The following is a 23758-nucleotide window of genomic DNA, read 5'->3' as shown; positions in this document are numbered from 1 at the left end:
AGATGTAATGATTAGAATATTTAAATTTGAATAACGGTTTGAACTGAGGGGTTATTCCCTCAGTTTCATACATATGAAATTTCAAACATGGGGGTTATCACATTGACGACAGGTGAAAAAATTACTGTAACTAATGGTGTTATGAATGTACCAAACAATCCGATTATTCCATTTATCGAAGGAGATGGAATTGGTCCTGATATTTGGGCTGCAGCATCTCGCGTAATAGAAGCAGCAGTTGAAAAAGCTTATGATGGTGAGAAGAAAATCGTTTGGAAAGAAGTGCTTGCAGGGGAAAAAGCATTCAACCAAACAGGCGAGTGGTTACCAGAAGAGACTTTAAATTTAATTCGTGAATATTTAATCGCAATTAAAGGTCCACTTACAACTCCAGTTGGTGGTGGTATTCGTTCTCTAAACGTTGCGCTTCGTCAAGAATTAGATTTATATGTATGTCTACGTCCAGTTCGCTATTTTGAAGGTGTTCCTTCACCTGTAAAACGTCCGGAAGATACTGATATGGTTATTTTCCGTGAAAATACAGAAGACATTTACGCTGGAATTGAATATGCACAAGGTTCTCCAGAAGCAGAAAAAGTTCTTGCTTTCTTAAAAGAAGCAATGGGTGTTAATAAAATCCGCTTCCCAGAAACATCAGGGATTGGTATTAAACCAATTTCAGAGGAAGGGACAAAGCGTCTTGTTCGCGCTGCAATTCAATATGCAATTAACGAAAAACGCTCTTCTGTTACATTAGTTCATAAAGGAAACATTATGAAATTTACAGAAGGTGCTTTCAAAAACTGGGGTTACGAAGTAGCGGAACAAGAATTCGGCGACAAAGTATTTACTTGGGCTGAATATGATCGCATTGTTGAAAAAGATGGAAAAGATGCAGCGAATAAAGCGATGGCAGACGCAGAAGTGGCTGGGAAAATCATCGTAAAAGATTCTATTGCAGATATCTTCTTACAACAAATTTTAACTCGTCCACGTGAGTTTGATGTTGTTGCAACAATGAACTTAAACGGAGACTACATCTCTGATGCACTTGCTGCACAAGTAGGTGGAATTGGTATTGCACCTGGTGCAAACATTAACTATGTGACTGGACATGCTATCTTTGAAGCTACACATGGTACAGCTCCAAAATATGCAGGTTTAGATAAAGTAAACCCATCTTCGGTTCTTCTTTCTGGTGTATTATTATTAGAGCACTTAGGATGGAACGAAGCTGCGAATTTAGTAACTGATTCAGTTGAGAAAACAATTGAATCAAAAGTAGTAACTTATGATTTCGCACGCTTAATGGAAGGTGCAACAGAAGTGAAATGTTCTGAGTTCGCTAATGAACTTATTAAAAACATGGATGTAGCGATAATCAAAAACGCATAATTAAAGCGGGGGGGTAAATTATGACAATCAAACGCAAGAAAGTTTCAGTCATCGGTGCAGGATTTACAGGAGCAACAACAGCATTCTTATTAGGACAAAAAGAGCTTGCAGATGTTGTATTAGTGGACATTCCACAGCTGGAAAATCCAACAAAAGGGAAAGCGTTAGATATGTTAGAAGCGAGCCCAGTACAAGGTTTTGATGCTAACATTATTGGTACATCTGATTACGCAGATACTGCTGATTCTGACGTTGTCGTTATTACAGCAGGTATTGCGCGTAAGCCTGGTATGAGCCGTGATGACTTAGTAGCAACAAACTCTAAAATTATGAAAAGTATTACGCGCGACATTGCAAAACATTCACCAAATGCGATTATTCTTGTATTAACAAATCCAGTTGATGCAATGACATATTCTGTATTTAAAGAAGCAGGATTCCCGAAAGAGCGTGTTATCGGTCAATCGGGTGTATTAGATACAGCTCGTTTCCGTACATTTATTTCACAAGAGTTAAACCTTTCTGTGAAAGACATTACAGGATTTGTTCTTGGTGGACATGGTGACGATATGGTACCTCTTGTACGCTATTCCTATGCAGGTGGCATTCCGTTAGAAACATTAATTCCAAAAGAGCGTTTAGAAGCAATCGTAGAACGTACACGTAAAGGTGGCGGTGAGATTGTAGGCTTATTAGGAAACGGTAGTGCATATTACGCACCAGCAGCTTCTTTAGTTGAAATGACAGAAGCGATCTTGAAAGATCAACGCCGTGTATTACCAGCTATTGCGTACCTTGAAGGTGAATATGGTTATAGTGACCTTTACTTAGGGGTACCAGTAATTCTAGGTGGTAACGGAATTGAAAAAATTATTGAATTAGAACTTCTTGCAGATGAGAAAGAAGCGTTAGATCGCTCTGTAGAATCTGTACGTAACGTTATGAAAGTTCTTGTTTAATAATTAAATATAAGTGGAAAAAGATTCGGGGCCCCGAATCTTTTTCTACTATATATTGAAATGTTTTTTTGAAATAATATGAAAACGCTATCATTTGGTGTATCCTATAATGAAACTATAGACTTATACTATACATTGCCCTCATCACAGTAAATTTCGGATAAGGTATCGCTTTTAGTAGGATAATAAGGTGAAAAAATCGGAGGGGGTTGTAACATGTTAAAGAAAAAAGTTCAAATTGGTCGTAGAATGGATGAAATTACAGTAGGAGAGAAATTATCTATCACTGAAAAAATTGAGGATAAAGATTTGTTATTGTACTTAGGGTTAACGAATGATGCCAATCCATTATATATTCAGCATGATTACGCATCCCAAACTCCGTATGAAAAGCCGATTGTCCCAAGCATTATGCTAACGGGACTGATTACAACGGCGGTTACGAAATATTTACCAGGTCCAGGCAGTCATATTACTAGGAAGGACCTTACGTTCGTGAAACATGTTCACCATTATGAAACGTTACAAATCCACTTTGAAGTTGTGGCTGTTTCAGAGGAGGAACATACAATTGATATGCTTGTATTTGCTCATGATGAAAAAGGAGAAACTGTTGTAAAAGGTTCATTAACAGTAACACCACCTTTTAAATCTGTTTCCATTATGGAAAAAGCATTAGATAATTTTTAAAATATGAAAATATGAATAGCGCTAGCATACCTTTTATAAGGGGCTAGCGCTATTTTAGTTGAAAAATCCTTCTTTGAACCCTTCAGCAAATTCTGAACAACCTGTTTTAATCGTATCCCAGCTAGGTACGTTAAAAGTAAGGAAACATGTTACTACTAAAGTTAAAATAGGTAGTAATATTCGCATAATAGCCCCCTTTTATCGAATTTATTTATATATTTAAATTAATAATATGATTATTGGTAATTGAAGTCAATTAAGGGGGAGGTTTTTTTAGATGAAGTGGAAAAGAGAAGACGTTATCTTTGAAACGATAAGAGAAGCTGAAGTATGGGCCGATTCAATCGCAAATGAAATGTACGGGAAAGTATTTGATGGATATGAAACACCAGATTATAAAATAGCGTATGCTCTTTCGTTTTTCCTAGCGCAAAATCGAGAGTTTATAGTTCATACGGAAGAAGAGTTTAAAAAAGATAGATTCATCTATAAAGTTTGGATAGCGACCGGATAGAGGGAATGAGGTTACGATTGCTTTTATTTTCCGAAACTCTAGTACAAACGAGCTCCATGAATAGACAATTATATTGAGGGAGACCTTGTTTTCTAGTATGATGAGAATAACGGGGAAAATACTAGGATGAAGAAGGTTTCAAGTCTATAACTTGGAGGAAAAGAATGAACAATCGTATTTTAGTAGTTGATGATGAGGAATTTATCTTAACTTTAATTGAATTTAATTTACAACAAGCTGGGTTTGAAGTTATTACAGCAATGGATGGAGAAATGGCGCTTCAAAAAGCGACTACAGAACGCCCAGATTTAATTATATTAGATTTAATGCTTCCAAAAATGGATGGTATGGAAGTTTGTAAAGAATTACGATTGCAGCGTATTATGACGCCGATTTTAATGTTAACAGCAAAAGATGATGAATTTGATAAGGTGCTAGGTCTTGAGCTTGGGGCTGATGATTATATGACGAAGCCATTTAGTCCAAGGGAAGTTGTTGCTCGTGTGAAGGCGATTTTGCGCCGTACGAAATTACAGCAGGAAGAACAAGTTTCAGAATCGCCAGATGAAGAGAGCATCAAAATTGGAGAGCTTAAAATTTTACCGGAGTTTTATGAAGCGTACTTCCAAGGAAGGAAACTGGAATTAACACCGAAAGAATTTGAGTTACTTGTTTATCTTGCGAAAAATAAAAGTCGTGTATTAACTCGTGACCAATTATTAAGTGCTGTATGGAATTATGATTTTGCCGGTGATACAAGAATTGTTGATGTCCATATTAGCCATTTGCGCGATAAAATTGAACAAAATACGAAAAAACCGACGTACATTAAAACGATACGTGGTTTAGGTTATAAATTAGAGGAGCCAAAAGTGGATGAATAAGTTTCGTTCCAGGCTTCTTTTTACATTTGTTTCTCTTATTGTTTTTATTTTAGTTGGACTAGGTGTATTATTAGAAACTGTATTTGAAAACTACTATATAGATCATGCTAAAGAGAGAATGATAAAAGAGACACAGTATGTTGCGGTATTAGCAGAAGAGCAAGGGTTTGATGCTGTTTTAAAAAAGCCTTATGTATTTGAAAAGTTAGAAGAAAAAATACCAGCTTCTATTATATTTGTTGATGAAAAAAAGAAAGTTCAATATAGCGGAGGGCAACCATCTGCATTTAATCAAGAGATGATTAAAGAACTTTCTTCTGAAGCAGCAAAACAACGAAGTAAAGTGATTACGCAAGAAACAGATCAAAAGAATGAATTTTATCATGCGGTGTTCGTTCAAGATCTAGCAGGAAAACAAGGATATATTTTGGTGAAAAGTACAATTGAGCCATTGAAAGACGTACATCAAAAAACGTGGGGATTATTAATTATAGGATTTGTTATCGCTTGTCTCGTAGTCGTATTTTTAGGTATGAAAATTACGGGGCAATATATTAGGCCGATTGAATCGGTTACGAAAGTTGCCATTGAATTAGCGAAGGGAAATTATAAAGCACGCGCTTATGAAAGTCATTCGGATGAAACAGGGATGCTGAGTAAAGCGATTAATATTTTAGCTCGTAATTTACAAGAGATGACTCTTGAGCAGGAAATGCAACAGGATCGTCTGCATACGTTAATTGAAAATATGGGAAGTGGAATGATTTTAATTGATAGCCGCGGTTATATAAACCTTGTAAACCGTTCTTATAAGGAAACTTTCCACGTAACAGATGAAGAATATTTAGATCGCTTATATTATGAATCGTTTCATCATACAGAAATTATTGAGCTTGTGGAAGAAATCTTTATGACAGAAGTGAAAGTGCGTAAACAAATGTTATTGCCGCTTGGAATTGAGCGAAAGCATTTCGAAGTATATGGAGCGCCAATTATTGGGACGAACCATGAATGGAAAGGTATTGTTCTTGTGTTCCATGACATAACAGAGTTAAAGAAATTAGAACAAATGAGAAAAGACTTTTTAGCGAATGTTTCTCATGAACTAAAGACGCCAATTACTTCTATTAAAGGTTTTTCAGAAACGCTCTTGGATGGGGCTATGGATAATAAAAAATTCTGCGAACATTTCTTACATATTATTTTAAAAGAAAGTGAACGCATGCAAGGATTAATTGAAGATTTATTAGACTTGTCAAAGATCGAGCAACAAGGGTTTAAACTAAATATGGGGACCGTTGATATGAAGGAACTTCTTGAAGATATTCATATGGTGCTTGATAATAAAGCAGGAGAAAAAGAAATCTCTTTACAAGTGAATGCATTAAAACGTGTCTCTGTCATTGGGGATCCAGGTCGCTTGAAACAAATCTTTATTAATTTAATTAATAACGCGATTGTATACACACCGGCTGGAGGCGTTGTTTCTGTTGAATTGGCAGAAGATAAATATAATGCTTATATAAAAGTATCTGATACTGGAATTGGTATTAGTAAAGAGGAAATCCCACGTATTTTTGAACGCTTTTACCGAGTGGATAAAGCAAGAAGTAGAAATACGGGTGGAACGGGTCTTGGTTTATCAATTGTAAAACATTTAGTTGAAGCGCATCAAGGTACGATTACAGTGGATAGTGAGGTTGGGGAAGGAACAACATTTACAGTTGTTTTACCAAAATCAGCTACTGAAAAATAGGATGAAGGATATTTACAATACATTAACAATGGCTTAATTAAATATTAATAAAGCTCTGTTAATATAATATATGAAAACCCCTTCATCCAAGGAGTAATTTTGGACGAGAGTAGTTATGCTATTCTCGTCACTTCCCTTTATGCCAATGTAAGTCTGTTTATATATGATAGAAAAAAACCGTTATTTTTCTTCTCTCTATTAGTCATGTTAATATAGAGAGAGGACAGGAACGGTTTTTTTCTGTGGGAAAAATCGTTTCAAATATGTATGGGGAGGTTTGTAGTTTGGAAAAAAAAGTCGTATTAGTAGATGGTAATAATATCGCGTATCGTGCTTTCTTTGCACTACCGCTTTTAAATAACGACAAAGGTATACATACGAACGCAATTTATGGTTTTACAATGATGTTAATGAGGATACTAGAGGAAGAAAAACCGACGCATATGCTTGTGGCGTTTGATGCGGGGAAAACAACATTCCGTCATAAAACGTATAGTGATTACAAGGGAGGGCGTCAAAAGACTCCACCTGAGTTATCAGAGCAATTCCCGTTTATTCGTGAGGTGCTTGATGCATTCAATGTACCGCGTTATGAGCTGGAAAATTATGAAGCGGATGACATTATGGGAACGTTAGCGAAAGAAGCGAGTGAGCAAGGGTTTCATGTTAAAGTTATTTCAGGAGATAAAGATTTACTGCAACTTGTTTCAGATAATACACTCGTATGTATTCCTCGCAAAGGGATTACGGAAGTAGATGAATATACGAAAGAAGCTTTATTTGAGAAATATAGCTTATCACCAAAGCAAATTATCGATATGAAAGGTTTAATGGGAGACCAATCGGATAACATTCCAGGTGTACCAGGTGTTGGTGAGAAGACAGCCATTAAATTATTAACGCAATTTGAAACAGTAGAAGCAGTATATGAAAACTTAGATCAAGTGAGTGGAAAGAAATTAAAAGAAAAGTTAGAAGCGAATAAAGAACAAGCTCTTATGAGTAAAGAACTTGCGACTATTATTACAGACGCACCGATTACTGTGCATGTAGATGATATGGAATATAAAGGGTATGAACCAAGCGATTTGATTCCAATGTTCGAGAATTTAGGATTTACATCCCTTTTAAATAAGTTAGGTGTTACGCCGGAGGAAACGGCTCCAGCCGAATTAGATGATATTACATTTGATATTGTAGAAGAAGTTACAGAAGAAATGCTTCAGCAAGATAGTGCGCTTATTGTTGAAGTGCAAGAAGATAATTATCATAAAGCCGATATTCAAGGTTTTGGTATTCAAAATGAAAATGGTTGTTACTTCATTCCAGCCGATGTTGCTCTTAAATCGGATGCTTTTAAAGAGTGGCTTGCAAATGGAGAAATGAGAAAACATACATTTGATGCGAAGCGTGCTATCGTTGCTCTCAAGTGGAAAGGTGTAGATATTCAAGGGATTGACTTTGATTTATTAATTGCCGCTTATTTACTTGATCCAGCCGATACAGATAAAGATTTCCGTACTGTAGCGAAAATGAAAGAAACGCATGCCGTAAAATCTGACGAAGAAGTTTACGGGAAAGGTGCGAAGCGTGCTGTTCCGGAGCTAGAGGTAGTAGCGGAGCATGTAGCTCGTAAAGTGCATGTATTATATGATGTAAAGCAAACGTTCTTAGAAGAATTAAAAAAGAACGAGCAATATGAATTATTTACGGAATTAGAATTACCACTTGCACGTGTATTAGCTGATATGGAAGTGAAAGGTGTAAAAGTTGATACGGAGCGTCTTCGTAATATGGGAGAAGAACTTGCAGGTAGATTAAAGGAAATGGAACAGGAAATTTATAAGCTTGCGGGAACAGAATTTAATATTAATTCACCGAAGCAACTTGGGGTTATTCTGTTTGAGAATTTAAACTTACCAGTTATTAAAAAGACGAAAACAGGTTATTCTACGTCGGCGGATGTATTAGATAAACTTATGGATCGTCATGAAATTATTCCAAATATTTTACATTACCGTCAATTAGGAAAGCTAAATTCAACTTACATTGAAGGTTTATTGAAAGTCGTACATGAAGATTCATCTAAAATCCATACTCGTTTTAATCAAGTGTTAACGCAAACAGGTCGATTAAGTTCAACAGATCCGAACTTACAAAATATCCCGATTCGCTTAGAAGAAGGAAGAAAGATTCGTCAGGCATTCATTCCATCAGAAGAAGGATGGATCATGTACGCGGCTGATTATTCACAAATCGAACTTCGTGTGCTTGCTCACATTGCAAATGATCCAGGGTTAGTTGAAGCGTTCCAACATGACATGGATATTCATACGAAAACAGCTATGGATGTATTTGGTGTTGGGAAAGACGAAGTAACATCTAACATGAGACGACAAGCAAAAGCTGTTAACTTCGGAATTGTGTATGGTATTAGTGATTATGGTCTTTCGCAAAACTTAGGAATTACAAGAAAAGCAGCAGCGGAATTTATTGAAAAGTATTTAGAAAGTTTCCCTGGTGTACAAGAATACATGGATGAAATCGTAAAAGATGCGAAACAAAAAGGATATGTGGTTACATTATTAAATCGTCGCCGTTATATTCCGGAAATTACGAGTCGTAATTTCAATTTACGTAGCTTTGCTGAGCGTACAGCTATGAATACACCAATTCAAGGTAGTGCGGCTGATATTATTAAAAAAGCGATGATTATTATGGCAGATCGTCTAGAAGAAGAAGGATTACAAGCGCGTCTTCTTCTGCAAGTACACGATGAATTGATATTTGAAGCACCAAAAGAAGAAATTGAAAAATTAGAGAAGCTTGTACCTGAAGTAATGGAGCATGCAATTGAACTAGCCGTTCCATTGAAAGTTGATTATTCTTACGGTCCAACTTGGTACGATGCGAAATAAGGACGTGATGAAATGCCGGAATTACCAGAGGTTGAAAACGTTAGACGGACGCTTGAAAATCTTGTAACAGGAAAAACGATTGAAGATGTCGTTATTACTTATCCCAAAATAGTAAAACGACCGGATGATGCAGAAATTTTTAAAGAAATGCTAAGAGGCGAGACAATTGAAAATATAAAGCGAAGAGGTAAGTTTTTGCTTTTGTATGTAACGAACTATGTAATTGTTTCACATTTGCGCATGGAAGGTAAGTTTTTACTTCATCAAGAGGATGAGCCGATTGATAAACATACGCACGTCCGTTTTTTATTTACAGATGGAACTGAATTACATTATAAAGATGTGAGAAAGTTTGGTACGATGCATCTCTTTAAGAAAGGTGAAGAGTTGAATCAAATGCCTCTTGCTGACTTAGGCCCGGAGCCATTTGATGCTGAATTAACACCGCAGTATTTACAAGAAAGATTGCAAAAAACAAATCGTAAAATAAAAGTCGTATTATTAGATCAGCGTCTTTTAGTAGGGCTTGGAAATATATATGTAGATGAAGTGTTATTCCGTTCTCAAATTCACCCAGAACGAGAAGCTGCATCTTTAACAGAAGAAGAAATAGAAAGAATTTACGAGGCGATTGTTACAACGCTGGGCGAAGCTGTTAAGCGAGGCGGAAGTACAATTAGAACGTATATTAATTCACAAGGACAAATTGGTTCGTTCCAGGAACTTCTAAATGTATATGGGAAAAAAGGAGAACCGTGTGTGACTTGCGGTACGCTATTAGAAAAAACAGTTGTTGGCGGAAGGGGAACACATTACTGCCCAATTTGCCAACCTAGAATATAGAAAAGGGATAACATCGGATAGGCATTTGTCATATACATAGAGCAGAGCTATGTATAAGGGAGGAGCTTACCGATGTACCTTTATTTATCTCTTATTTTATTAGCTTTTACATTAAGCTTAGATAGCTGTAGTGTAGGGCTAACATACGGGTTAAGGAGCGTAAGAATTCCACTAAGATCAATTATAATTATCGGGATCTGTTCAGCAGCTGTAATGCTCGTTTCCATGGGAATTGGACATATGATCGCGAAAATATTTTCACCTGTTATCGCAACGCGTATCGGCGGATTTGTTCTTATTGGAATAGGTATTTGGGTATTATATCAATTTTTTCGAAGTGATAAAAAAGAAGAACCGAAGCAAGAGGAAAAGGTTTGGAAACTAGAAATTGCTTCGCTAGGGTTAGTGATTCAAATTTTGCGGAAGCCGACTGTTGCAGATTTTGATAAATCAGGAACTATCTCTGCAGGAGAAGCGCTACTTCTCGGTATCGCTCTTTCTATAGATTCGTTTGGTGCTGGAATTGGTGCATCTTTATTAGGTTATGCACCCGCGATGATGGCGGTATTAGTCGCGGTTATGAGTTCTTTATTTTTATTTATTGGAATGAAGCTCGGTACGATTTTATCAAATATGAAATGGTTACAAAAATTTACATTCCTGCCTGGGGTATTACTCATTATTATTGGAATTTGGAAAATGTAAGTATGGGCGTGGAACATTAGTTTCGCGCCTTTAATATTGTGAGGAGGATTATTATGACAGTAGTAATTGGATTAACAGGAGGCATTGCAAGCGGAAAAAGTACGGTATCAGAAATGTTTCGTGAAATGAGTATACCGGTTATTGATGCAGATATTATTGCGCGAGAAGTTGTAGAACGAGGAAAACCGGCATATAACAAAATTGTAGAGGTGTTCGGAACGGAAGTGTTACAAAAAGATGGAGAGCTTGATCGACCAAAGCTTGGGAGTGTCGTTTTTTATAATGAAGAAAAACGATTGCAGTTAAACGAAATTGTTCATCCTGCGGTGCGTGAAGAAATGAATGCACAAAAGGAGATGTACATAAAAGAAAGTATGCAAGCGGTTGTGTTAGATATCCCTCTTTTGTTTGAAAGTAAATTAACAAATCTCGTTGATCGTGTTTTAGTTGTAGCAGTCACACCGAATACGCAATTGGAACGTTTAATGAAACGAAATAACTTTTCAGAAGAAGAAGCAACGGCTCGTATTCAATCTCAAATGCCATTAGAAGAAAAAGTAAAGAAGGCAGATGAGGTAATTTATAATGATGGCACAATTACTGGAACGAAAACACAATTAGCTTCTATTTTGAAAGAATGGAACATTATTGATTAAAAAATTGTGAAATTAATGAAAATGCTTAGTGACATATCTCCTTTTTGTGTTATACTATTATTGGGATTGGAGATAAATAGTATAACGCATTCAAGGGGGATAACATATTATGATTCGTGTGGCAATTAATGGATTTGGACGTATCGGGAGAATGGTATTTCGTCAAGCAATAAAAGAAAGCGCATTCAAAATTGTAGCAATCAATGCAAGCTATCCATCAGAAACGTTAGCGCATTTAATTAAATATGATACAGTTCATGGAAAGTTTGACGGAACAGTGGAAGCATTTGAAGATCACTTACTAGTTGATGGGAAAATGATTCGCCTTTTAAACAACCGCGATCCAAAGGAGTTGCCTTGGAAAGATCTAGGTGTTGAAGTTGTAATTGAAGCAACTGGTAAATTTAACTCGAAAGAAAAAGCAATTCTTCATGTTGAAGCTGGAGCGAAAAAAGTTATTTTAACAGCACCTGGTAAAAATGAAGATGTAACAATCGTAGTTGGTGTGAACGAAGACCAATTAGATATTACAAAACATACTGTTATTTCAAATGCATCTTGTACAACAAACTGTTTAGCGCCTGTTGTAAAGGTGTTAGATGAGCAGTTCGGAATTGAAAACGGTTTAATGACAACTGTTCACGCTTATACAAATGACCAAAAAAATATTGATAACCCACATAAAGATTTAAGAAGAGCGCGTGCTTGCGGACAGTCTATCATTCCAACAACGACGGGTGCTGCAAAAGCGCTAGCAAAAGTTCTTCCACACTTAAACGGAAAACTTCATGGTATGGCACTTCGTGTACCAACACCAAACGTGTCTCTTGTTGATTTAGTAGTAGACGTAAAACGTGATGTAACAGTTGAAGATATTAATGAAGCATTCAAAACTGTTGCAAACGGTGCGTTAAAAGGAATTGTAGAATTCAGCGAAGAGCCTTTAGTGTCTATCGACTTTAATACAAATACACACTCAGCTATTATTGATGGTTTATCTACAATAGTAATGGGTGATCGTAAAGTGAAAGTGCTTGCTTGGTATGATAACGAGTGGGGCTACTCTCGTCGTGTTGTAGATCTTGTAACGTTAGTTGTTGATGAATTAGCAAAACAAGAAAATGTGCAACATATTTAAGTGAAATAGAGAGAGGGCAAGTAAATATTTGCCCTCTTTTTTTATTTTTTTCTGAAAAGGGAAAAAATTATATGAATATATTTTCAAATAGTGGACATACCACGGAACGTTGGGATTACTGTATTCGTGAATCATTAATTTTTTTTAGGGAAAAGTAAAGAGGAAAATATGACAGAAAATCGAAAAAACTGTTGTTGCAAAATGAAAATAAACAAAGTATACTAACACTCGTAAACTTAAGAGCTGAGGTACGTAGTCACTACTTAAAGGGTTAGGACCTCTCTGGACTAACTTTCCCCCGTGGTAGTGGAGCAAGCCAAATTGCAAATTAGTTTTCAATTCGAACAGTTAGAATAAATTTACAAGGGGGAACTGTAGAATGGATACTATGGATACGATGGGTCGTCACGTGATTGCTGAACTTTGGGATTGCGATTTCGACAAGCTTAATGACATGCCGTATATTGAACAATTATTTGTGGATGCAGCACTAAGAGCTGGTGCTGAAGTACGTGAGGTTGCTTTTCATAAATTTGCACCACAAGGTGTAAGTGGAGTAGTAATTATCTCGGAATCACATTTAACAATTCATAGCTTTCCGGAGCACGGTTACGCAAGTATTGATGTTTATACTTGTGGGGATCGTATTGATCCAAATGTTGCTGCAGAATATATTGCAGAAGGTTTAAACGCGAAAACGCGTGAGAGCATCGAGCTTCCTCGAGGCACTGGTAGCTTCGAAATTAAGCAGAGAGAAACAAAAGCTCTTTAAAAAAGAACATAATTGATTTAAAATGTAAAGAGGTGTATAATGCACCTCTTTTTTAGTTTATATAAAATAGGATCATGATATGTAATAACTTAGAGTGGTCATTATAGAAGAATGAGTTATATAATATTGTATATATATTTTCACATGTAGGTGAGTAGCGAAAGAATAAAGATTATAGTGTAAAGGAGTGAATGAATTGCGTTGTCCATCCTGTTTTCATAATGGAACAAGAGTGTTAGATTCGCGTCCGGTAGACGAGGGACGCTCTATTCGAAGAAGAAGAGAGTGTGAAAGTTGTTTAAGTCGCTTTACGACATTTGAAAGAGTAGAAGAATCACCTCTTATCGTTGTTAAAAAAGAAGGAACACGAGAAGAGTTTAATAAAGAGAAAATTTTACGCGGTTTAATTAAAGCGTGTGAAAAAAGACCTGTATCTTTAAGGCAGTTAGAGGAAGTAACACAAAGTGTGGAGCGTGAACTTCGTAACTTAGGTATATCAGAAGTGAAAAGTGATATGATTGGTGAAATTGTTATGGAAGAACTTCGTGATATTGATGATGTTGCTTACGTACGTTTTGCTTCTGTGTATCGTCAATTTAAAGATTTAAATGTATTTATTGAAGAATTAAAAGATATACTGCAAAAAGAGAGAGAGTAGAAGAAATCTCTTTATTACTGTAAGTAAACGAGATAAGAGAGCTAGAAGCGGAAGCTAATAGCTCTTTTTCGCTAATAAATTATATAATAAAGATAGAACGAGTGAAATGTAGGTTAGATTGGATGAGAGAAAGGAAAAGCAAGAATGGAAAAACAGTCATGGATGGAGCTATTGCCGATTGATCGTTATAAAGTAAGTGCGAAAGGGTTGTTACATAATTACGACCGGAAAGTATTAACGATGTTGTATCAGCCGTTAATAGGTAGTAGAGCTTTTAGCTTATACATGACACTATGGGGAGAGTTAGAGCAAGATCGTGTGTTTGGAAAAGAGAATACACATCACTCCCTTATGGTGACTATGCAAATGCAACTTCCTGAAATATATGGGGAACGAGTAAGGTTAGAAGCGATTGGTCTTTTAAATGTATATATTAAGAAAGAAAAAGATATTCGAATGTTTATATATGAATTGCAACCACCTTTATCTCCGAAGCAGTTTTTTGATGATATTGTTTTAAGTATCTTTTTATATAATCGCTTGAGTCGGACAAAATACAACCAAGTAAAGCAATATTTCTTAGAAGAAGAATTCGATTTTGGTTCTTATGAAAATGTTACGCGCTCCTTCAACGATATATTTGATTCGTTTAACCCAGGTCAGTTTGAATATGCGCAAGAAGAACTGCGTATCCCGAAAACGACAATTATGCCAAGTAACGAGAATGGGGATGCTCCGAAAGTTTGGAACGACTTCTTTGATTTCTCTTTATTTGTAGACGGACTATCAGCGCTTGTTCCTAAAAAGGCGATTACAGATCAAGTGAGAGAATGTGTTATTACACTCGCTTATGTGTACGGTGTGGATGTGTTATCGATGCAAAATATCGTTCTTGGCGCAGTGACAGAAGTGCAAACAATTGATATCGAAAGGCTTCGGAAGGGAGCACGCGATTGGTATCAATTCGAAAATGGTCAAGCGTTACCTGTATTAAGTGAAAGAGTGCAACCTCATGCTGCTCGTACAATGAAAGAGAAAGAGCCATCTACGCAAGAAGAGATGCTAATGAAGCAGTTAGAGGAAATCTCGCCAAAACAACTATTGAAAGAGATTTCAGGCGGTGCAGAGGCGACGAAAGCGGACTTGCAAATCGTTGAGGATGTAATGATAAATCAAAAATTAACGCCAGGGGTTGTGAATGTACTTATTTATTACGTTATGCTACGCTCAGATATGAAGCTTGCTAAAACGTATGTCGAGAAGATTGCTGGACATTGGGCGCGAAAAAAGGTCGGTACAGTAGGCGAGGCGATGGCGCTAGCAAAAGAAGAGAATCGTCAATATCAAGAGTGGGCTGAGACGAAGAAAAAAGGTCGTACAGCGAAGAAAACAGTGCGAAAAGAAATGGTACCAGATTGGCTTAAGGAAGAGTCGAAAGAAGAAGAGAAAGAACCTGTAAAAAATGACGTAAGTGCGAAAAAAGATGCAAGTACGTTAGAAGATGAACGGAAACGATTAGAAGAAGTATTGAAAAAATATAAGCGTGATTAATAAAAGAAAATGAACGCTCTTTGAGGTGAGAAAATGGAGCATATTCAAAATTCATTTACGAAATTAATGGAAAATAAAAACTTTAAAAATAGATATGAAGTCTTAAAGGCAGAAGTGATGGCGCACCCTCGTGTGAAAGAATTTATAGACGAACATAAAGGTGAAGTAACGACTTCTATGATTGAACGAAGTCTTGTGAAGTTATATGAATATATTGGACAAAGTGTAGGGTGTGCGGATTGTCCAGATTTAGGGTCATGTAAAAATATGCTACAAGGATATGAGCCGAAGCTCGTCATTCAAGGTAAGATGATTGATATTCAATACGATCGTTGTATTAGAAAAGTAGCATATGATGAGAGAAAAAAATATGAAAAACTCGTTCAAAGTGTATATATGCCAGTTGACATTTTGCAGGCAACTATGGAAAATTTAGACCCTTCAGATTTAGATGCACGTATTGATGCAATAGGTGCAACGAATGAATTTTTAAACACATACGAACCAGGTAAAAAAGCACAAGGTTTATATTTGTACGGTAAATTTGGTGTAGGGAAAACGTATCTTTTAGGGGCAATTGCAAATGAGCTTGCGCGAAAGAAAATTAGTTCGATGCTCGTATACTTCCCTGAATTTTTACGTGAAATCAAAAGTTCGATTCAAGATAATTCGATTAGCGGAAAGATTGATGCTGTCAAACGTGTACAAGTATTAATGTTAGATGATATCGGGGCAGAAGCGATGTCAAGTTTTGTACGTGATGATGTACTCGGTGCAATCTTGCAATTCCGTATGTTGGAAAACTTACCGACGTTCTTTACATCTAACTTTGATTTCAAACAGTTGGAACATCATTTAACGTATACACAGCGCGGTGAAGCAGAAGAGATGAAAGCAGCCCGTATTATGGAACGAATTAAATATTTAGCGAAGCCAATCCCAATTGGCGGGAAAAATCGTCGTAATAAGTAAAGAGCGAGCTGAGAAGCTTGCTCTTTTTTATCCCGCTATTGGCGGGCAGTAAGACTCCCACCTCAAAATTCGGCTGTAAAGCAAAGAAGTTAGGTGGGAGCCCTGCTGCCCGTAAAAGCCCGATTGGTGCGGGCTAATAATCAGTGGAGGATGGACAAAACCTCCACTGATTAAAGCTTCACTTTATTTTAATCATTTTTTCAGAGTAGCTTGTATCATTTTTTTCTCCCTCCCTTAATATATATAAAATTAGCAAGCCATATCGAGTGGATGTTCTAACGATGGGAGATAGGTTTCTACTAAGAGTGAACTTCCATAGATCGGACTCTTATAGGATTTGTAACGTATAGATGCAATCCTTTAGAGCGGGGATAAAAGGGGGGACAAAAGTGATTGAAATTTGCTTCGAAGAAAAAAATGATGCTGTGTACGTATACAGACAACTAACGAAAAGAACAGAATCCTTATATAAGGAAACAAGTGTATATTTAAATGAACAAAAGGTTGTTATTCATATACCATTATGTGAATCAAATTATATTGAAAAGATTTTATTGCCAGTATTACTATATTTCATTATGAATGTGAAACAAAATGAATGGATTCATACCATTTTAAAGGAAAAGTTTTTTTATGAAGAACAAGAAGAGTGTCATCAAATATTGCATATGGCACATGAGATTTTAAAGGAAAGAAGAAAAGGAGTAGCTAGTGATTTAACACGTCAAAAATTTGAATCTTATATTGCGTCGTCTTTGAATGAATGGCTTTGTGATCCGCTCTCATTCTCGTTTTCATCATACGTTCGTTTTCGTCTTCGTACATATAGGGAAATGGTAACTAAGCTTGCTGAAGTTGCAATTGATGAGTATAAGATGGAGCAGGAATACCAAATATTCATTGAGACACTTCGCCAACAAGTAAGTAGCCGGAAATCACGTTTGTCCTGTGTACATCTTATTTTTGATGAAAGTTTTATTTTCTATGATGATAAAGGTAGGCGTTTAAAACAGGAGAAATTGGTTCAATATATAGATGAAGAATTATTAAAGAAACAGGATGTATATATCGATACGAAAGTAATTGCACCACTTCTTTCTATTTCGCCGAAAAAGATTTATTTATATACGAAAAAACAAGATCATAACATGATTGTTACTTTGCGAAATGTATTTCAAGAACGGGTCCAATTACATGGTTTGCATGAGTTTGAGCGCAATGTGAAAAATTTAAAAAATAAAGGTAACGCCCTTGATTTTCTAAGTTTTTGAGCATATAATTACCTACATAAATGAAATATATTGAAATGTCATGATGAGGACATGAGTAGTTATCTACGATTTTCAGAGAGGGAAGCCTTAGGGTGCGAGCTTCCTAGTACGGGATTATTACTTACCACCTCTAAACTTTAGCAGTGAACGTTTTTCTAGTAATTGCTAACGGACAACACCGTTATGTTGAACTTGAGCAATTAACAATAAGGTTAATTGGAACAAGGGTGGAACCACGAATTCAACACTCGTCCCTTTTTATGGGATGAGTGTTTTTTATTTTGAAAAAAAGAGGAGTGACCAGTGATGGCAGATGTAGTTAAAATTACTTTCCCTGATGGAGCTGTGAAGGAGTTTCCAAAAGGAGTAACAACTGAAGAAATCGCAGCTTCTATTAGCCCAGGCTTAAAGAAAAAAGCTGTGGCTGGAAAATTAAACGATGAGATGATTGATCTTGTTACACCAATCGAAGAAGATGGTGCAGTTTCTATTATTACATTAGATTCTGAAGATGGCTTATATATTTTACGCCACTCAACAGCTCACCTTTTAGCACAAGCGTTAAAACGTTTATATAAAGATGTTAAGCTTGAGCTTGGCATTGGTCCAGTAATCGAAAATGGCTTCTACTACGATATTGATATGGAAGAAGCAATTACAGTTGAGGACTTCAAGAAAATCGAAAAAGAAATGCAAAAAATCGTGAACGAAAACTTAGAAATCGTTCGTCATGAAGTACCACGTGCAGAAGCACTTCGTCGCTTTGAAGAAATCGGCGATGAGTTAAAATTAGATTTAATTAACGATCTTCCAGAAGATGCAGTTATTTCAATCTATGAGCAAGGCGAATTCTTCGACCTTTGCCGTGGTGTTCACCTTCCATCTACAGGGAAGATTAAAGTGTTTAAATTATTAAGTGTTGCTGGTGCTTACTGGCGCGGCGATAGCAATAATAAAATGTTACAACGTATTTACGGTACTGGATTCGTTAAGAAAGCAGAATTAGATGAGCACTTACGTATGCTTGAAGAAGCGAAAGAGCGCGATCACCGTAAATTAGGTAAAGAGTTAAAACTATTTACTAATAGCCAAAAAGTAGGACAAGGTTTACCACTTTGGTTACCAAAAGGTGCAACAATTCGCCGTATTATCGAGCGTTACATCGTTGATAAAGAAGCAAGCTTAGGCTATGATCACGTATACACTCCAGTATTAGGAAGTAGAGAACTTTATGAAACTTCTGGTCACTGGAACCATTACCGTGATGGCATGTTCCCATCAATGGAAATGGATAATGAAGAGTTAGTTCTTCGTCCAATGAACTGCCCTCACCATATGATGGTTTATAAAAACGATATTCACAGCTACCGTGAATTACCAATCCGTATTGCGGAACTTGGAACAATGCACCGCTATGAAATGTCTGGAGCATTATCTGGATTACAACGTGTACGCGGAATGACTTTAAATGATGCGCACATTTTCGTTCGTCCAGATCAAATTAAAGAAGAATTAAAACGTGTTGTAAACTTAACGTTAGAAGTGTACAAAGATTTCGGTTTAGAAAACTATTCATTCCGTCTATCTTATCGTGACCCAGCAGATACTAAAAAGTATTATGCTGATGATGAGATGTGGGAAAAAGCACAAGGTATGTTAAAAGAAGCTATGGATGAAATGGGTCTTGATTACTATGAAGCTGAAGGTGAAGCGGCATTCTATGGTCCGAAACTTGACGTTCAAGTTCGTACTGCTCTTGGAAAAGACGAAACACTTTCAACTGTACAATTAGACTTCTTACTTCCAGAACGCTTTGAATTAACTTACGTTGGTGAAGACGGTAAACAACATCGTCCAGTTGTAATTCACCGTGGTGTTGTATCAACTATGGAACGTTTCGTAGCCTTCTTAATTGAAGAATACAAAGGCGCATTCCCAACTTGGTTAGCTCCAGTTCAGGCGCAAGTAATTCCAGTTTCTCCGCAAGTACATTTAGACTATGCGAAGAAAGTACAAGATGAATTACGACGTGCTGGTATCCGTGTTGAATTAGACACTCGTGAAGAGAAAATTGGTTACAAAATCCGTGAAGCACAAATGCAAAAGATTCCGTACATGCTTGTAGTAGGTGACAATGAAGTTACTGAAAATGGCGTTAACGTACGTAAATATGGTGAACAAAAATCAGAAACAATCGCATTAGATGCGTTTGTTGACATGATTAAGGTAGAAGGAAAACGATAAGAAAGAGCCGCGGTATACCGCGGCTTTTTTATGTATAATAAAAAAGAAAATCTAGAAAAAATAACCAAACAATACTTATCATAAAAAAGTATTGCAAGTATGCTGGTTGTTTGTTACAATATTTCTTGTTGTTAGTAAAACACATCGCGTCTTCTTGACAGACGTCATGTCCTATGATAAACTCATCAAGGATAATAGAATATGGTTTTGACAAGTAGAAGCACCCGCTTCTCACCTGATGGACGCATTCGCAGTTAGCAGGTAAATGTATTTCTTACTAGAGATATTACAAGTGTGGGTGCCGTGTGCCCGCACTTTTTTTGTTCGGGTTCTACAATTGCAAAACGTATTCTAAGAAAACCTTGGAGGTGGCTTACTATTAGCAAGGATATGATGATTAACGAGCAAATTCGTGCACGTGAAGTACGCTTAGTTGGCGCAAACGGCGATCAACTTGGAATCAAGTCTCGTAATGACGCTTTAGACTTAGCTGCAGGTCTTAATCTTGATTTAGTATTGGTTGCTCCAAATGCGAAACCACCAGTATGCCGCATTATGGACTACGGTAAATTCCGCTTTGAGCAACAGAAGAAAGAAAAAGAACAGCGCAAAAATCAAAAAGTAATTAGCATGAAAGAAGTTCGTTTAAGTCCAACAATTGATGAACATGACTTTAACACAAAACTTCGTAATGCTGTCAAGTTTTTAGAGAAAGGCGACAAGGTTAAAGCGTCAATTCGCTTTAAAGGACGTGCCATTACTCATAAAGAAATCGGTCAACGTGTTTTAGATCGCTTCTCAGAAGCTTGTGCTGAAGTTAGTACAATTGAATCTAAGCCTAAAATGGAAGGACGTAGTATGTTCTTAGTTTTAGCACCGAAAAACGATAAGTAATAGATAGAGGAGGAAATACCTATGCCTAAACAAAAAACTCATCGCGGCGCTGCAAAGCGTTTCAAAAAGACTGGATCTGGTAAACTGAAGCGTTCTCACGCTTACACAAGCCATTTATTCGCTAACAAATCTACAAAAGCTAAACGTAAACTACGTAAAGCTGGTGTAGTTAGCGCTGGTGACTTCAAACGCATTCGTCAAATGCTTGACAACTTAAAATAAGTTCGGCTGATATATAGAACAAACTAGGAGGTAATATTATGCCAAGAGTAAAAGGTGGTACAGTTACTCGTCAACGTCGTAAAAAAGTTATAAAATTAGCAAAAGGTTACTACGGTTCTAAGAGTACATTATTTAAGGTTGCTAACCAACAGGTTATGAAATCTCTAATGTATGCATTCCGTGACCGTCGTCAAAAGAAACGTGACTTCCGTAAATTATGGATTACACGTATCAACGCAGCAGCTCGTATGAATGGTCTTTCTTACAGCCGCTTAATGCACGGTTTAAAAAATGCTGGCATCGAAGTTAACCGCAAGATGCTTGCTGACTTAGCTGTTCATGACGAAAAAGCTTTCGCTGAATTAGCAACAGTTGCAAAAAACAACATTAACTAATTGTTTAAAACCTTAGAAGATTTTCTTCTAAGGTTTTTTTATTTGCATTTATTGTAAAATCCTCTACTTATTATCGTTATTTCTTGCTCAAGTATATTAAGATGTGCTTGTAAGAACTTTTGTAACGATAACGAGGAGGCTTTTACATGAAAGTAGGAAAGATTAACGGATGTGTCGTTATCGATATGACAAAATCAATATAAAAGCTATAGCGATATAAAAGAATATATATATAAAGTCAGGAGAATCCTCCTGACTTTTTTTATCCCGCTATTTGCGGGCAGTAAAACTCCCACCTCAAAATTCAGCTGGAGCAAAGAAGTTAGGTGGGAGATCAACTGCCCGTAAAAGCCCGATTGGTGAAGGCTAATAATAAGTGGGGATGAACAAAACCCCCCACTTATTAAAGTTTCACTTTATTTGAACTCATTCGTGAGAAGTGCATCTTTCCTAGCAGAAACGACACTGCTATAATGGAAAGATGATATGGAACTTTCATCAAGTGAACAATATATGAGTGATGATTGAAACGTATTTGCAAATTAAGGACAAGCTATCTTTATAAGATGTAGGTAGCTGACTTGTTAATAAGAAACGAAAAATAATAATGAACTTTGAGATGAAACAACATTGTTGCGGAAAATGCGATGTTGGAGGAGGACAATAGAATGGACTTACTACAACTATTTAAATTACAAAAAGAATTAGATGACCGTATTGTGAAAGAACATGACTTACAACCGAAAAAATTGTTAAAAGAAAAAATGTTAGCTCTTCTTGTAGAAATTGGAGAACTTGCAAATGAAACACGTTGTTTTAAATATTGGAGCAATAAACCAGCTTCAGAACGTGAAGTAATATTAGAAGAATACGTAGATGGTTTACACTTTATTTTATCAATCGGAATCGATTTAGGAATTGATAAAAACTTCTTATTCTATAAATGTGCGCAAACGAATAAAACACAAGTGGAAATTTTCTTAGACACATATGCGAAAGTAATTCGTTTTACAGATCAACCTTCTATTACGAACTATATTGAACTATTTACAAGCTATCTTCGCCTTGGACAAGCGCTTGAATTTGAACAAGATGAAATTGAAAAAGCATATTTAGATAAAAATGAAGTAAATCATCAGCGTCAAACACAAGGATACTAATTTAATTTTTGAATATTTCAATTTCCTTTTGTATAATAAAGTGACTGAAGAAAAAGGAGGGTGTTGGCAATGATAAAATTAGACGATACATTGACAATGCTAAAAGAATTAACAGACGCACGCGGTATTGCGGGTAACGAGCGCGAACCACGTGAAGTAATGAAGAAATATATTGAGCCGTTTGCAGATGAACTTTCTACTGACAATTTAGGAAGTTTAGTTGCGAAAAAAGTTGGGGAAGAAAACGGCCCGAAAATTATGGTTGCAGGTCATTTAGATGAAGTCGGCTTTATGATTACGCAAATTGATGACAAAGGCTTCCTTCGTTTCCAAACGGTGGGTGGCTGGTGGTCGCAAGTTATGCTTGCACAGCGCGTAACGATTGTAACGCGTAAAGGAGATGTAACAGGTGTAATTGGTTCAAAACCACCGCACATTTTACCTCCAGAAGCTCGTAAAAAGCCAGTTGAAATTAAAGACATGTTCATCGATATTGGTGCTTCTAGCCAAGAAGAAGCGATGGAGTGGGGCATACGACCAGGAGATCAAGTTGTACCGTACTTCGAATTCCAAGTGATGAAGAATGAAAAGATGTTACTTGCAAAAGCATGGGATAACCGAATTGGTTGTGCAATTGCAATTGACGTATTAAAACAATTAAAAGATGAAAAGCATCCAAACGTTGTATACGGCGTTGGTACTGTACAAGAAGAAGTTGGTCTTCGTGGTGCGAAAACATCTGCAAACTATATTAAGCCCGATATCGCATTCGCAGTAGATGTAGGTATTGCTGGGGATACACCAGGTGTAACGGCAAAAGAAGCGCAAAGTAAAATGGGCGATGGACCGCAGATCATTTTATATGATGCTTCTGTTATTGGTCATACAGGTTTACGTGATTTCGTAGTTGATGTTGCTGATGAATTACAAATTCCATACCAATATGATTCTGTAGCGGGCGGGGGAACGGATGCAGGAGCAATTCACATTTCTGTAAACGGTATTCCGTCTATGGCAATTACGATTGCGACACGCTACATTCATTCTCATGCAGCGATGTTACATCGTGATGATTATGAAAACGCAGTGAAGTTAATTGTAGAAGTTATTAAACGTCTTGATAAAGAGGCTGTACATAACATTACATTTAATTAATAGAAA

The 23758-nt window shown here is 36.6% G+C and carries 23 protein-coding genes and 2 other annotated features; of the genes, 22 read left to right on the top strand and 1 reads right to left on the bottom strand.

What is annotated here, in order from left to right; genetic code table 11:
• Positions 1-102: 102 nt before the first annotated feature.
• From icd to ABH960_RS05985, 3 genes are all read left to right on the top strand, one after another.
• Positions 103-1395, top strand: coding sequence for an NADP-dependent isocitrate dehydrogenase (gene icd, locus ABH960_RS05995; protein WP_002088934.1), 1293 nt, complete (start codon positions 103-105; stop codon positions 1393-1395).
• A gap of 20 nt (positions 1396-1415) precedes the next feature.
• Positions 1416-2354: a malate dehydrogenase gene (mdh, locus tag ABH960_RS05990; RefSeq protein ID WP_002131240.1), complete on the top strand. Its 939-nt coding sequence runs from the start codon at positions 1416-1418 to the stop codon at positions 2352-2354.
• A 216-nt stretch (positions 2355-2570) separates the two neighbouring features.
• Positions 2571-3044, top strand: coding sequence for a MaoC/PaaZ C-terminal domain-containing protein (locus ABH960_RS05985; protein ID WP_002015489.1), 474 nt, complete (start codon positions 2571-2573; stop codon positions 3042-3044).
• A 54-nt stretch (positions 3045-3098) separates the two neighbouring features.
• Here the strand turns inward: ABH960_RS05985 and ABH960_RS05980 are convergent, their stop codons facing one another.
• Entirely contained in the window at positions 3099-3230 is a 132-nt protein-coding gene (locus tag ABH960_RS05980) for a hypothetical protein (RefSeq protein ID WP_002015487.1), read from the bottom strand.
• 91 nt (positions 3231-3321) lie between these two features.
• Here ABH960_RS05980 and ABH960_RS05975 point away from each other — a divergent pair, with 91 nt between their 5' ends.
• From ABH960_RS05975 to ABH960_RS05885, 19 genes are all read left to right on the top strand, one after another.
• Positions 3322-3558, top strand: coding sequence for a hypothetical protein (locus ABH960_RS05975; RefSeq protein WP_002129357.1), 237 nt, complete (start codon positions 3322-3324; stop codon positions 3556-3558).
• Between the two features lie 164 nt (positions 3559-3722).
• Positions 3723-4442, top strand: a complete 720-nt coding sequence (gene phoP, locus ABH960_RS05970) for a two-component system response regulator PhoP (protein WP_002129355.1) — start codon at positions 3723-3725, stop codon at positions 4440-4442.
• Positions 4435-6198 (top strand): sensory box histidine kinase PhoR, encoded by a 1764-nt coding sequence (phoR, locus tag ABH960_RS05965; RefSeq protein WP_002167588.1) that lies wholly within the window; start codon positions 4435-4437, stop codon positions 6196-6198. Before phoP ends, phoR begins: the two co-directional genes overlap by 8 nt.
• Before the next feature lie 284 nt (positions 6199-6482).
• Complete coding sequence (polA, locus tag ABH960_RS05960) at positions 6483-9116, top strand: DNA polymerase I (RefSeq protein WP_404443569.1); 2634 nt, start codon at positions 6483-6485, stop codon at positions 9114-9116.
• 12 nt (positions 9117-9128) lie between these two features.
• Complete coding sequence (gene mutM / locus ABH960_RS05955; RefSeq protein WP_002015480.1) at positions 9129-9959, top strand: DNA-formamidopyrimidine glycosylase; 831 nt, start codon at positions 9129-9131, stop codon at positions 9957-9959.
• A 72-nt stretch (positions 9960-10031) separates the two neighbouring features.
• The gene (gene ytaF, locus ABH960_RS05950; protein ID WP_002129352.1) at positions 10032-10664 is read left to right on the top strand and encodes a sporulation membrane protein YtaF; all 633 of its coding nucleotides are present in this window, start codon (positions 10032-10034) and stop codon (positions 10662-10664) included.
• A 53-nt stretch (positions 10665-10717) separates the two neighbouring features.
• Entirely contained in the window at positions 10718-11320 is a 603-nt protein-coding gene (gene coaE, locus ABH960_RS05945) for a dephospho-CoA kinase (RefSeq protein ID WP_002129351.1), read from the top strand.
• 109 nt (positions 11321-11429) lie between these two features.
• Positions 11430-12458: a glyceraldehyde-3-phosphate dehydrogenase gene (locus ABH960_RS05940; protein ID WP_404443564.1), complete on the top strand. Its 1029-nt coding sequence runs from the start codon at positions 11430-11432 to the stop codon at positions 12456-12458.
• Between the two features lie 388 nt (positions 12459-12846).
• Positions 12847-13230, top strand: a complete 384-nt coding sequence (speD, locus tag ABH960_RS05935; protein ID WP_002003660.1) for an adenosylmethionine decarboxylase — start codon at positions 12847-12849, stop codon at positions 13228-13230.
• Between the two features lie 196 nt (positions 13231-13426).
• A complete protein-coding gene (gene nrdR / locus ABH960_RS05930) occupies positions 13427-13888 on the top strand; it encodes a transcriptional regulator NrdR (RefSeq protein WP_001203686.1) in 462 nt (153 codons plus the stop codon).
• A gap of 144 nt (positions 13889-14032) precedes the next feature.
• Positions 14033-15439: a replication initiation and membrane attachment family protein gene (locus ABH960_RS05925; RefSeq protein ID WP_404443561.1), complete on the top strand. Its 1407-nt coding sequence runs from the start codon at positions 14033-14035 to the stop codon at positions 15437-15439.
• A 33-nt stretch (positions 15440-15472) separates the two neighbouring features.
• The gene (dnaI, locus tag ABH960_RS05920; protein WP_002015473.1) at positions 15473-16411 is read left to right on the top strand and encodes a primosomal protein DnaI; all 939 of its coding nucleotides are present in this window, start codon (positions 15473-15475) and stop codon (positions 16409-16411) included.
• Positions 16412-16800: 389 nt separating this feature from the next.
• Complete coding sequence (ytxC, locus tag ABH960_RS05915) at positions 16801-17682, top strand: putative sporulation protein YtxC (protein WP_404443557.1); 882 nt, start codon at positions 16801-16803, stop codon at positions 17680-17682.
• A gap of 31 nt (positions 17683-17713) precedes the next feature.
• Positions 17714-17941, top strand: a binding site (T-box leader).
• Positions 17942-17988: 47 nt separating this feature from the next.
• Positions 17989-19926, top strand: a complete 1938-nt coding sequence (gene thrS / locus ABH960_RS05910; RefSeq protein WP_002034275.1) for a threonine--tRNA ligase — start codon at positions 17989-17991, stop codon at positions 19924-19926.
• A gap of 206 nt (positions 19927-20132) precedes the next feature.
• Positions 20133-20253: a sequence feature (ribosomal protein L20 leader region), on the top strand.
• A 63-nt stretch (positions 20254-20316) separates the two neighbouring features.
• The gene (gene infC / locus ABH960_RS05905) at positions 20317-20820 is read left to right on the top strand and encodes a translation initiation factor IF-3 (RefSeq protein ID WP_002015470.1); all 504 of its coding nucleotides are present in this window, start codon (positions 20317-20319) and stop codon (positions 20818-20820) included.
• 21 nt (positions 20821-20841) lie between these two features.
• Positions 20842-21042, top strand: a complete 201-nt coding sequence (rpmI, locus tag ABH960_RS05900) for a 50S ribosomal protein L35 (protein ID WP_001125945.1) — start codon at positions 20842-20844, stop codon at positions 21040-21042.
• A 38-nt stretch (positions 21043-21080) separates the two neighbouring features.
• Complete coding sequence (gene rplT / locus ABH960_RS05895) at positions 21081-21437, top strand: 50S ribosomal protein L20 (RefSeq protein WP_001138364.1); 357 nt, start codon at positions 21081-21083, stop codon at positions 21435-21437.
• Positions 21438-22105: 668 nt separating this feature from the next.
• The gene (locus ABH960_RS05890; RefSeq protein WP_002015469.1) at positions 22106-22597 is read left to right on the top strand and encodes a dUTP diphosphatase; all 492 of its coding nucleotides are present in this window, start codon (positions 22106-22108) and stop codon (positions 22595-22597) included.
• Positions 22598-22666: 69 nt separating this feature from the next.
• Positions 22667-23752, top strand: a complete 1086-nt coding sequence (locus ABH960_RS05885; protein ID WP_002129347.1) for a M42 family metallopeptidase — start codon at positions 22667-22669, stop codon at positions 23750-23752.
• The last annotated feature ends 6 nt before the right edge of the window (positions 23753-23758 follow it).

Origin of the sequence: Bacillus sp. RC252, from assembly GCF_044909215.1 — a bacterium.
Lineage (GTDB): Bacteria > Bacillota > Bacilli > Bacillales > Bacillaceae_G > Bacillus_A > Bacillus_A mycoides.
Note: the sequence above shows the minus strand (reverse complement) of the source record. Positions and strands in the feature narration are given on the sequence as shown.